Genomic DNA, 11,393 nt, shown 5'->3' on the forward strand with positions numbered 1-11,393 from the left:
CGTCCTCCTGACCGCTGTCAGCGGCGGGTCGAGCGCTGGCTAGGCTGCTCGCATGACCGACGTGCAGCGTTCCCTCGTCCTCGTCAAGCCCGACGGCGTACGCCGTGGCCTCTCCGGCGAGATCCTCCGCCGGATCGAGGCCAAGGGCTACGCGCTCGCGGCCGTCGAGCTGCGCGACGCCACCCCCGAGCTGCTCGCCGAGCACTACGCCGAGCACGAGGGCAAGCCGTTCTACGCCCCGCTGGTGGAGTTCATGCTCTCCGGCCCGGTCCTCGCCGTCGTCATCGAGGGTCAGCGCTGCATCGAGGGCTTCCGGTCCCTCGCCGGGGCCACCGACCCCACGGTCGCCGCCCCTGGCACCATCCGCGGCGACCTCGGCCGTGACTGGGGCCTGGCCGTTCAGCAGAACCTCGTCCACGGCTCCGACTCCGAGGAGTCCGCCGCCCGCGAGATCGGCATCTGGTTCCCCCAGCTCTGAACCCTCCGGCCTGACCGCCGCCACCCTGGCGGCGTACGACACCGGGTTCCGCCACCCTGGCGGCGTACGACATCCGGGGCGGCCGGATCGATGTCGCGTGCCGCCACGGTCGTACGCCGACCCTGCCAGGCGGGCCCGAACCCCACACGTGTCCGAGAAGTTGCCCTCCCGAGCCCCGCGCAGGGTCGACATCGCGGACACGTGTCCGAGAAGCTGCCCGCCCGAGCCCCGGACAGGGTCGACATCGCGGACACGTGTCCAGGACTGGCGCCGCCACCCGCGCCGCGACACCCCGCCACCGGTGTCGCACACGCCCCACCCGCCCCGCGCGTGTCCTACCGCGAACCGGGGAGAGACGTACCTAACCTGAGCGTGGGTCGGATGCACCGCTGACCCCACTTCCCTTTGAACGACCCGACCTGCGGGGGCAGCAGCGGCAATGGCACTGAACATCACGAGCGGGGGCTTCATCGGCCGCGACATGGCCGTCGACCTCGGCACCGCCAACACGCTGGTCTACGTCCGCGGCAAGGGCGTGGTGCTCGACGAGCCGTCGGTCGTCGCGATGAACACCACGACCGGCGAGGTCCTCGCCGTCGGCCATGAGGCCAAGCGGATGATCGGCCGCACGCCCGACAACATCGCCGCCATCCGGCCGCTCAAGGACGGCGTCATCGCCGACTTCGAGGCGACCGAGCAGATGCTGCGCTACTTCATCCACCAGGTGCACCGCCGCCGCTACTTCGCCAAGCCCCGCATGGTGATCTGCGTGCCGAGCGGCATCACCGCGGTCGAGCAGCGCGCGGTCAAGGAGGCCGGCTACCAGGCCGGCGCCCGCCGGGTCTACATCGTCGAGGAGCCGATGGCCGCCGCGATCGGCGCCGGCCTGCCGGTCCACGAGGCCACCGGCAACATGGTCGTCGACGTCGGCGGCGGCACCACCGAGGTCGCGGTGATCAGCCTCGGCGGCATCGTCACCAGCCTGTCGATCCGCACGGCGGGCGACGACATCGACCAGGCGATCATCGCGTGGATGAAGAAGGAGTACTCCCTCATGCTGGGGGAGCGCACCGCCGAGGAGATGAAGATGACCCTCGGGTCGGCCTTCCCGCTCCCCAGCGAGCCCGACGCCGAGATCCGCGGCCGCGACATGGTCTCCGGCCTGCCCCGCACCGTCGTCGTCTCCAGCTCCGAGCTGCGCCAGGCGATCGAGGAGCCGATCCACAACATCATCGACGCCGTGCGCACCACGCTCGACCAGACACCGCCGGAGCTGGCCGGTGACATCATGGACCGCGGCATCGTGCTCACCGGCGGCGGCGCGATGCTGCGCGGCCTCGACGAGCGACTGCGCCACGAGACCGGCATGCCGGTGCACGTCGCCGAGGAGCCGCTGTCCTCGGTCGCCTACGGCGCCGGCAAGTGCGTCGAGGAGTTCGAAGCCCTCCAGCAGGTCCTCGTGTCCGACGTGCGGCGGTTCTGATGGGCGCCTTCGGCAACGACGGGCGCGAGCGCCGCTGGACCGGGCTCGACCGCCTCGAGTCGCGCAACCGCGCGCCGCGCTCGCTGCTGGTCGCGCTCGTGCTCGCGAGCGTCACCGTCATCACCCTCGACGTGTCCGGCGGTGGCAGCTCGCCGGTGGAGCCCGTGCGCCGCGCGGTCGGCGAGGCGTTCGGCCCGGCCGAGACGGCCGCGGACGCCGCCGTACGCCCCTTCACGGCCGTGCCGCAGTGGTTCCGCAGCAAGGGCGACCTCGCCGACCAGGTCCGCGACCTCGAGGCGAGCAACGCCGAGCTGCGCGGCAAGGTCGAGCTCGCGGGCTTCGACCGCAACCGTCTCGAGCAGTACGACGGCCTCACCACCGCCGCGGCCGACCTCGGCTCGGCACTCGTCCCCGCCCGCGTGGTGGCGGTCGGCTCCCGGCAGTCGCAGAGCTTCACCGTCACCATCGACGCCGGCTCCGACGCCGGCGTCGGCCCCGACATGACGGTCGTGAACAACGACGGCCTGGTCGGGCGGGTCCTGCGGGTGACCCGCAGCACCGCCACCGTGCTCCTGATCGTCGATCCCGACTCGACCGTCGGCGGCCGGGTCGGCTCGAGCATGAAGATCGGCTTCGTCACCGGCAGCGGCTCGCTGACCTCCGACGCCTCCCTCGACCTGCGCCTCGTCGACGACTCCTCGGTGCCCGCCCACGATGACACCGTGGTGACGTGGGGGAGCAGCACCGGCCCCTACGCCCCCGGGGTGCCCATCGGCACCATCACCGAGGTCTACAGCTCGCTGCGCGAGGCGTCCCAGCGCGCGGTCGTGAAGCCGTTCGTCGACTTCTCCGCGCTCGATCTCGTCGGCGTGATGGTGCCCAGCGGGTCGCAGAGCGACCGAGCGGTGATCGAGGCGGACGGGAGCCTGCGGTGAAGGGCCTGCGGTGGGCGGTCGCCCTCGGTGCCGTCGTGGTCGCGATCGTCCTCCAGGTCTCGCTCTTCCCCCACGTGGCGTGGCACGGGATCGTGCCCAACCTCTGCCTCCTCGTCGTCGTGGCCGCGGCGCTCACCGTCGAGGCGCCGTTCGCGCTGGTGCTGGGCTTCGTCGCCGGCCTCACCCTCGACCTCGCGCCGCCGGCCGACCACGTCGCCGGGCGCTGGGCGCTCGCCCTGACGATCGCGGCCTTCCTCGCCGCCCGGGTGCGGCAGGACCAGAAGCCGAGCGCGCTCGCGGTCGTCGGCACCGTGGCCGCGGCGTCGTTCGTGGCGACCTCGCTCTTCGCGCTCACCGGGGTGCTCCTCAACGACCCGGCCATGTCGGTCGCGGGCCTCCTGGAGGTGGTGCTGGTCGCCGTGGTGTGGGACGTGCTGCTCACCCCGTTCGTGCTGCCTCCGCTGATGAGGCTCTTCGCCCGGACCAGCCCCCAGTGGGCCACCCCGTGAGCCCCCGGACCACGTCCACGAGCACGGCCGCGACGAGCAGGAGCCGGCTGCGCCTTGTCGTCGTGCAGGTGCTGGCGTTCTCCCTCTTCGCGACCCTCTTCGTCCGGCTCTACTACCTCCAGGTCATCGGCGGCGAGTCCTACCAGGCGCAGGCCGCCAACCAGTCGGTCCGCGACATCGTCGTCCAGCCCCAGCGCGGCCTGATCGTCGACAGCCAGGGCCGGCCGCTCGTGGCCAACCGCACGTCCTGGGCGATCTCGGTCGACCGCACCCTGCTCGGCAAGCTCGACGAGGACTCGCGCACCGAGCTGGTGCGCCGCGTGGCCGTCGCCGTCGACGCCAAGCCCGCCGCCGTGGAGGCCCGGCTGGTGACCTGCGGCGACCCCGGCAGCGTCCCGGAGAAGTGCTGGAACGGCTCGCCCTACCAGCCCGTGCCCGTCGCCACCGACGTCTCCAAGGAGGTCGCCCTCCGGGTGCTCGAGCAGCCCGAGGACTACCCCGGCGTGCTCGCCGAGCAGCAGAGCGTGCGCTCCTACCCGCGCCCCTACGGCATCAACCTCGCCCACGTGCTCGGCTACCTCAGCCCGATCACCGAGGACGAGTACGACGTCGCTGTCGAGAAGGACGACCAGTCGCTCAACGGCGCGTCCGTCGTCGGGCGTGCCGGCGTCGAGAAGCAGTACGACGAGTGGCTGCGCGGGCTGCCCGGCTACCGCCGCGTCGCGGTCGACTCGATGGGCCGCGTGCTCGGCGACGACTCGACCATCGAGAGCACGCCCGGTGACACCCTCGTCACCTCCATCGACGCCAAGGTGCAGGCCGTCGTCGAGCGGCAGCTCGCCGAGCGGATCAAGGTCCAGCGCGCCACCTTCGACCCGGTGACGGGTCGCAACTACGAGGCCGACTCGGGTGCGGCGGTGGTGCTCGACGCGAAGACCGGCCGGGTGGTCGCGATGGCCAGCCAGCCGACGTACGACCCCGACGTGTGGACCGGCGGCATCAGCGAGTCCGAGCTGGCCCGTCTCTACTCCGAGGACGCCGGCACGCCGCTGCTCTCGCGGGCCACGCAGGGCCAGTTCGCGCCGGGCTCGACCTGGAAGCCGTTCATGACCGCCGGCGCGCTGACCAACGGCTACTCGATGGACACGATGCTGCCGTGCTCCTCGGGGTTCCAGGTCGGCAACCGGGTCTTCCGCAACCACGAGTCCGGCGCCTACGGCACGATCGGCTTCACCAAGGCGCTCGAGGTCTCCTGCAACACCTTCTTCTACCGCATCGGCTACGACTTCTGGCAGCGCTTCGGGAGCGACCCCGCCGACATCGACGCCAAGGACCCGCTCGTCGCGATCGCCAAGAAGTTCGGCTTCGGCTCGCGCACCGGGGTCGACCTGCCGGGCGAGGCACCCGGCCGGATCGCCGACCGGAAGTGGAAGCAGGCCTACTACGAGTCGCAGAAGGACTACTACTGCGACATCAGCGCCAAGCCGCAGGCCGAGGGGACGAGCGACTTCGTCTACACGTTCGCCCGCGAGTTCTGCCTCGAGGGCAACCTCTACCGTGCCGGCGACGCCGTGAACTTCTCGATCGGTCAGGGCGACACGATCGTCACTCCGCTCCAGCTCGCCCGCGGCTACGCCGCGATCAGCAACGGCGGCACCCTGTGGACGCCCACCGTCGCCAAGGCGATCGTCAGCCCCGAGGGCAAGGTGCTGCGCCGGATCGCGCCGCACAAGCAGGCCCAGCTCGACGTCCCGCGGAAGTACCTCGACTTCATCGACAGCGCCCTGCAGGGCGTGTCGCGCGAGGGCACGATGGCCTGGAAGATGGGCGGCTTCCCGCTCGACCAGGTCACCGTCCGTGCCAAGACCGGCTCCGCCGAGGTCTACGGCAAGCAGTCGACCGGGTGGGTCGCGTCCTACACCAAGGACTACGTGGTGGTGATGATGATCAGCCAGGCCGGCACCGGTTCGGGCTCCACCGGTGACGGCATCCGAGCCATCTGGGAGGCGCTGTACGGCATCGACGGCGAGGACGTGCGCCCCGCGAGGGCCGCGACGCCGGGCACGCTGCCGCCGGCGAAGCTGCCGCAGTTCCTCGACGACGGGTCGATCATGCCGCCGGCCGTGGGGGAGTGACCCGATGACGATCACCACCAACCGCCCCGCCCGCCCGGGCCAAGCCACCAGCAGCTTCCGCGCACCCGGTCTCGACTGGGTCCTGATGGCGGCCTCGCTGGCCCTGATCACGATGGGCTCGCTGCTCGTCTGGTCGGCGACCTCCACCCGCGCGGACCTCACCGGCGGCGATCCCGGTGCCTACCTGCGCAAGCAGCTGGTCAACGTCGCGATAGGCCTGGTGCTGATGGTCGCGGTGACCGCCACCGACCACCGGTGGGTGCGGATCCTCGCCCCGCTGGCCTACGTCGCCAGCGTGGGCGGGCTGGTGATGGTGCTCGTCGCCGGCACCACCATCAACGGCTCCCGCTCGTGGCTCCAGGTCGGCGGGATGTCGATCCAGCCGTCGGAGTTCGCCAAGCTCGCCGTCGTCATCGGCATGGCGCTCGTCGTCGCCGAGCGCACCGAGAGGCGATGGGGCCGCCGTGTCGGCAGCCTCGAGGTGGTCGCCATGCTCGCCATCGCCGGCCTGCCGGCCGCGCTCATCCTGCTCCAGCCCGACCTCGGCACCATGCTCGTGCTCTCCGCCACCGTGTTCGGCGTGCTGGCCATCGCCGGCGCAGGTCGGGCCTGGCTCGCCGGGCTCTCGCTGGCCGCCGTCGTGGGTGCGGTCGTCGCCGTCTCGATGGACGTGCTCAAGCCCTACCAGGTCGACCGCTTCCTCGCCTTCACCAACCCCGGGCTCGACCCCCGCGGAGCCGGCTACAACACCGAGCAGGCACGCATCGCCGTCGGCAACGGCGGACTCCTCGGTCAGGGGCTCTTCGGTGGCTCGCAGACCCGCTCGGGCTTCGTGCCCGAGCAGCACACCGACTTCATCTTCACGGTCGCGGGCGAGGAGCTCGGGCTGGTCGGTGCGGGAGTGCTCATCCTGCTGCTCGCCGTGGTGATCTGGCGAGCGCTCGCGATCTCCGCCGGCGCCGGCGACCTGTTCGGACGTGTCGCCGCCGCGGGCATCGCCTGCTGGTTCGGCTACCAGGCCTTCCAGAACATCGGGATGTGCCTGGGGATCATGCCGGTCACCGGTGTGCCGCTGCCCTTCGTCTCCTACGGCGGCAGCTCGCTGTTCGCCGGGATGCTCGCCCTCGGCCTGCTGCAGAACATCCACCTGAGGTCGACGAGCCCGACGCGCTAGGTGCACCCGGCCACGCGGCTGGCGACGGCTAGGGCGAGTCCTGGTCGCAGCCCTCGGGCGCCGGGAGCCTCACGTCCGCCCACAGCCGGTCGTGGTCCGAGGCGCCGGACGGCGCGACCTGGCTCAGGATCGGCCGCATCCCGCGGACGAAGAGGTAGTCGATCTTCCGACCGCCCCTGCTGGTGGCCGAGCGGCCCTGCCCTGCTGCGGTCCACGTGTCGGTGAGCTCGCGCCCGATCGCAGCCACGGCGCCCGAGGCCGGCCACGCGTTGAGGTCGCCACCGAGGACGGTGGGCAGGTCGTCCTCGGCCAGGATGTCCGCGACCTGCTCGGCCTGCGCGAGGCGTACGGCGGGACGGGTGGACTCGAGGTGGGTGTTGTAGACCCGCACCGGCTGGCCCGCGACGTCCAGCGTCACCCACTGCAGTCCGCGCGCCTCGGCCCCGGGAGCGCTCGCGAGGGCGATCCGGCCCTGCTGGACGATGTCGAACCGGCTCAGCACGAGCGTGCCGTACTCACCGGAGCCGCGGACCAGGTTGGCGCTGAACGAGCCGTCCATGCCGACCGCGTCGGCGAGGACCTCCGCCTGGTCCACCGAGCCGGTCCGGAGCATCTTCCGGTCCACCTCCTGGAGCAGCACGATGTCGGGATCGAGCTCGAGGATCTCCTCGGCGATCGCGTTGACGGTGCCCGTCGAGCGATGGGTGTTGAAGGACAGCAGCCGCAGGCGGCGCGGCTGGCTGAACTCCTGGCAGACGAGCTCGGCGAGTCCCTCGGGCGGCGAGGGCATGGCGTCGGTGACCGGCGGGTCCGTCGGCTCGACGACCTCGGGGGAGTCCGTCGGCGTGGTCGCCGACGGCGTCGGCTCCTCGACCGAGGGCTCCTCGGCGTCGTGGTCGCGCAGGAAGAGGAAGGCGATCGCCGCCAGGATCAGCACGACGGCGGCGATGCGCAGGCCTTCCTCGCGCCGCTTCATCGTGCTCTGTCACTCCGTCGTCGGTGGGGATCGATGGTTAGGCCGCTCTGGCGCGGCGAAGTAACCTAGATGATCGCGCACCGGGCCAACCGATCCCCACCCGGCCCGTGGACCCGCCCGTCTGCCCGACCTGTCCCCAGCCCGTTCCCAGTGAGGTGCTCTCGTCATGTCCGTCACGTCGGTGTTCCCCCGGCTGGAGGCCAAGCTGCCGTCGGTGCAGAAGCCCATCCAGTACGTCGGCGGCGAGCTCAACTCCGTCGTCAAGGACTGGGACTGTGCCGCCTCGTCGGAGACCGGCGGCCCCACGGTGCGGTGGGCGCTGATGTATCCCGACGCCTACGAGGTCGGCCTGCCCAACCAGGGCGTGCAGATCCTCTACGAGGTGCTCAACGAGCGCGACTGGATCCTGGCCGAGCGCACCTACTCGGTGTGGGCCGACATGGAGCAGGTGATGCGCACCGGCGACGAGCACGGGCCCATCCCGCAGTTCACCGTCGACGGCCACCGACCGGTCGGCGCGTTCGACCTGTTCGGCCTGAGCTTCTCCACCGAGCTCGGCTACACCAACATGCTCAACGCCCTCGACCTGGCCGGCATCCCGCTCCACGCGGTCGACCGCGGCGAGGACGACCCGGTCGTTATCGCCGGCGGTCACGCGGCGTTCAACCCCGAGCCGATCGCCGACTTCATCGATGCCGCGGTCCTCGGCGACGGAGAGGAGGTCGTGCTCGCGATCTCCGACATCGTCCGCGAGTGGAAGCTCGAGGACCGCCCGGGTGGTCGCGACGAGCTGCTGAGGCGCCTCGCCGTCACGGGCAACATCTACGTCCCGCACTTCTACGACGTCGCCTACGCCGAGGACGGCGCGATCGAGGCCGTCGTGCCCAACCGCCCCGGCATCCCGTTCCGGGTCCGCAAGCACACCCTGATGGACCTCGACCAGTGGCCCTACCCGGCCAATCCGCTGGTGCCCCTGGCCGAGACCGTCCACGAGCGGTTCTCCGTCGAGATCTTCCGCGGCTGCACGCGCGGCTGCCGGTTCTGCCAGGCCGGGATGATCACCCGCCCGGTGCGCGAGCGGTCGATCAAGACGATCGGCGACATGGTCGAGAACGGCATCCGCAAGTCCGGCTTCGAGGAGGTCGGCCTCCTCTCGCTCTCCAGCGCCGACCACACCGAGATCGGCGAGGTCGCCAAGGGGCTGGCCGACCGCTACGAGGGCTCCAACGTCTCGCTCTCGCTGCCCAGCACCCGCGTGGACGCGTTCAACATCACGCTCGCCAACGAGTTCTCCCGCAACGGTCGCCGCTCGGGCCTGACCTTCGCCCCCGAGGGCGGCTCGGAGCGGATGCGCAAGGTGATCAACAAGATGGTCACCGAGGAGGACCTGATCCGCACCGTCGCGGCGGCGTACTCCCACGGCTGGCGGCAGGTCAAGCTCTACTTCATGGTCGGGCTCCCGACCGAGACCGACGAGGACGTGCTCCAGGTCGCCGAGCTCGCCAAGCGCGTCATCGCCAAGGGCCGCGAGGTCTCCGGCCGCAACGACATCCGCTGCACCGTCTCCATCGGCGGGTTCGTGCCCAAGCCGCACACCCCCTTCCAGTGGGCCGCACAGCTCGACCACGAGGCCACCGACGAGCGGCTGCGGCAGCTGCGCGAGGTGGTGCGTCAGGACAAGAAGTACGCTCGCGCGATCGGCTTCCGCTACCACGACGGCAAGCCCGGCATCGTCGAGGGCCTGCTCTCGCGCGGCGACCGCCGCGTGGGTCGCGTCATCGAGGAGGTGTGGCGCGACGGCGGTCGCTTCGACGGCTGGAGCGAGCACTTCTCCTACGACCGCTGGATGGACTCCGCCGCGAAGGCGCTGGCCGGGACGGGTGTCGACGTCGACTGGTACACCACCCGCGAGCGCGACTACGACGAGGTGCAGCCGTGGGAGCACCTCGACTCCGGCCTCGACAAGGACTGGCTGTGGGGTGACTGGGAGGACGCCCTCGCGGCCGCCGACGGCGCCGACATCGAGATCGAGGACTGTCGCTGGACACCGTGCTACGACTGTGGCGTGTGCCCCGAGATGGGCACCGAGATCCAGGTGGGCCCGACCGGCCAGAAGCTGCTCCCGCTCAGCGTCGTCTGAGGCACAATCTCGTCCGTGCCGCACCTCCTCGATCTCGGGTCGCGCACGTTCTGGCGCGCCACCGGTCGCAGGATCGACCTCGCCGGGCGTGAGCAGTGGCTGAACGCGCCGGTGAGCGCCTCGGCGCGGGTCGACCCCGCGTGGCTGGAGGCCGAGGCGGCACGCCACGGGGGAGTGCTCGGGCCCGACGACCCGGACGGTGGCCTGCTGCCGGACATGTCGGTGCTCGACGGACCGGGCTTCGACGCACGACGGCTCCAGCCGGCGATCCGCGACTTCTACGAGCACACCGCGCAGTGGCAGATGGAGGTGTGGACCGGCTGGTCGCCGTGGTTCTGGCCGGGTGGCGAGGTGGTGTCCCGGCTGTGGGGGCGACGGGTCGAGCAGCTGGCCCTGCCCATGCGTCCCCTGGACGTCGCGCACGGGATGGACAGCCGGGTGACGCCGATCCGGGACGGCACCGGGACCCAGGTTGCCGCCGCGTGGTCGCGCACCCTGCGCGACAGCGGGCGACCGGTGTTCACCGGCGCCTACTCGGCCAGGAGCCTGCCCGGCGCGGACCGGGCGAGCGTGCACGTCGCGTTCCCGCTCGAGTCCGGCAACCTCCAGGTCTTCCTGAGACCCTCCGTGGTCGACCGAGGCGGACTGCTGCTCACCTCGCCGCGCGGCCGCTTCGGCCAGGACGGGGCGTACGTCGTCGTGCGCGAGCGCGGTGACCACGCCGCGCGAGTGCCGCTGCACGAGACGTTCCACGTCTACGTCGACCCCGACGGGGTGCTCCGCACCGACCACGAGCTGCGGATGTGGAACGCGTCGGTGGTCCGCCTCCACTACAAGCTCGGTCGCCGGCCGTGACCGTCCACTCCTTCCACCTGGCCGACGTGCCCGCGCACGTCGGTGCCCGGGCGCTCCTCCGCAACCCCGCAGCCACGGGCGTCGCGGGCCTCGACCACCTCGAGTGCCTCTCGCTCATGCGACTCGGCGCGCCGACGCTCTCGCTCGACCGGCTGCAGCTGCGCCGGCTGGCCGTCTTCGCGCAGTGGCGCGACGAGGCCGCGCTGGAGCGCTTCCTCGACCGGGACGCGCTCGGCACGGTGCTCGCGCACGGGTGGCACGTGCGCCTGGAGTTCCTGCGACGGTGGTCGACCCTCGCGGCGCTGCCGGGGCTACCGGTCCGGGCCGGTCCGTGGGAGCAGGACGAGCCCGTCGTGGCGGTCACGGTCGCCCGGATGCGCCTGGGCGAGGTGCCGCGCTTCCTCCGGTGGGGAAAGCCGGTCGAACGGTTGGTCCGTGACCACCCGGGCACCACGCTGGCGCTCGCCGCCGTGCGACCGCCACGGACGATCTCGACCTTCTCGGTCTGGCGCTCGGTGCAGGAGATGGAGGAGATGGTGCACGGCCGGTCCGCCGTGCCTGCCGCGGCCCGGCACGTGGACGCGATGGCGGAGCGCGAGCGCCGCGACTTCCACCACGAGTTCGCGACCTACCGCTTCCGACCGCTCTCCGAGCACGGCGCCTGGCAGGGCCGGCGAGGGATCGTGCCGCGCCCGTGACCGGAGCGCG

Annotated in this window: 10 protein-coding genes; 9 read left to right on the forward strand and 1 reads right to left on the reverse strand. The window is 71.7% G+C overall.

All coding sequences use genetic code 11. The features are described from left to right. The first annotated feature begins 52 nt into the window (after positions 1-52). The 6 genes from ndk to rodA all read left to right on the forward strand — a co-directional run bounded on the left by ndk (position 53) and on the right by rodA (position 6,714). The gene (gene ndk, locus IEZ25_RS00595) at positions 53-478 is read left to right on the forward strand and encodes a nucleoside-diphosphate kinase (protein WP_191197468.1); all 426 of its coding nucleotides are present in this window, start codon (positions 53-55) and stop codon (positions 476-478) included. Between the two features lie 439 nt (positions 479-917). Continuing rightward, entirely contained in the window at positions 918-1,961 is a 1,044-nt protein-coding gene (locus tag IEZ25_RS00600; protein WP_191197469.1) for a rod shape-determining protein, read from the forward strand. Continuing rightward, on the forward strand, positions 1,961-2,896 hold the full coding sequence (gene mreC, locus IEZ25_RS00605; protein ID WP_191197470.1) for a rod shape-determining protein MreC: 936 nt from the start codon (positions 1,961-1,963) through the stop codon (positions 2,894-2,896). The genes IEZ25_RS00600 and mreC overlap by 1 nt, the downstream gene beginning before the upstream one ends. Next, positions 2,893-3,405, forward strand: a complete 513-nt coding sequence (gene mreD, locus IEZ25_RS00610; RefSeq protein ID WP_191197471.1) for a rod shape-determining protein MreD — start codon at positions 2,893-2,895, stop codon at positions 3,403-3,405. The genes mreC and mreD overlap by 4 nt, the downstream gene beginning before the upstream one ends. Next, entirely contained in the window at positions 3,402-5,540 is a 2,139-nt protein-coding gene (gene mrdA / locus IEZ25_RS00615) for a penicillin-binding protein 2 (protein ID WP_191197472.1), read from the forward strand. The genes mreD and mrdA overlap by 4 nt, the downstream gene beginning before the upstream one ends. A gap of 4 nt (positions 5,541-5,544) precedes the next feature. After that, positions 5,545-6,714: a rod shape-determining protein RodA gene (gene rodA / locus IEZ25_RS00620; protein WP_191197473.1), complete on the forward strand. Its 1,170-nt coding sequence runs from the start codon at positions 5,545-5,547 to the stop codon at positions 6,712-6,714. A 28-nt stretch (positions 6,715-6,742) separates the two neighbouring features. Here the strand turns inward: rodA and IEZ25_RS00625 are convergent, their stop codons facing one another. Further along, a complete protein-coding gene (locus IEZ25_RS00625) occupies positions 6,743-7,690 on the reverse strand; it encodes an endonuclease/exonuclease/phosphatase family protein (protein ID WP_191197474.1) in 948 nt (315 codons plus the stop codon). Positions 7,691-7,856: 166 nt separating this feature from the next. Here IEZ25_RS00625 and IEZ25_RS00630 point away from each other — a divergent pair, with 166 nt between their 5' ends. From IEZ25_RS00630 to IEZ25_RS00640, 3 genes are read left to right on the forward strand one after another with little or no spacing between them, the layout of a single operon-like run. Next, complete coding sequence (locus IEZ25_RS00630; protein ID WP_191197475.1) at positions 7,857-9,830, forward strand: TIGR03960 family B12-binding radical SAM protein; 1,974 nt, start codon at positions 7,857-7,859, stop codon at positions 9,828-9,830. A gap of 15 nt (positions 9,831-9,845) precedes the next feature. Then, positions 9,846-10,685 carry a hypothetical protein gene (locus tag IEZ25_RS00635; RefSeq protein WP_191197476.1) on the forward strand — a complete coding sequence of 280 codons (840 nt, stop codon included), beginning with the start codon at positions 9,846-9,848 and terminating at the stop codon, positions 10,683-10,685. Beyond that, a complete protein-coding gene (locus IEZ25_RS00640; protein ID WP_191197477.1) occupies positions 10,682-11,383 on the forward strand; it encodes a hypothetical protein in 702 nt (233 codons plus the stop codon). The genes IEZ25_RS00635 and IEZ25_RS00640 overlap by 4 nt, the downstream gene beginning before the upstream one ends. Positions 11,384-11,393: the final 10 nt, after the last annotated feature.

Source organism: Nocardioides hwasunensis (assembly GCF_014779665.1).
Lineage (GTDB): Bacteria > Actinomycetota > Actinomycetes > Propionibacteriales > Nocardioidaceae > Nocardioides > Nocardioides hwasunensis.

Coding starts and splice junctions, on each gene's coding strand:
- IEZ25_RS00600 (WP_191197469.1), top strand. CDS start 918: ATGGCACTGAACATCACGAGCGGGGGCTTCATCGGCCGCGACATGGCC.
- rodA (WP_191197473.1), top strand. CDS start 5,545: ATGACGATCACCACCAACCGCCCCGCCCGCCCGGGCCAAGCCACCAGC.
- IEZ25_RS00630 (WP_191197475.1), top strand. CDS start 7,857: ATGTCCGTCACGTCGGTGTTCCCCCGGCTGGAGGCCAAGCTGCCGTCG.
- ndk (WP_191197468.1), top strand. CDS start 53: ATGACCGACGTGCAGCGTTCCCTCGTCCTCGTCAAGCCCGACGGCGTA.
- IEZ25_RS00625 (WP_191197474.1), bottom strand. CDS start 7,690: ATGAAGCGGCGCGAGGAAGGCCTGCGCATCGCCGCCGTCGTGCTGATC.
- mreC (WP_191197470.1), top strand. CDS start 1,961: ATGGGCGCCTTCGGCAACGACGGGCGCGAGCGCCGCTGGACCGGGCTC.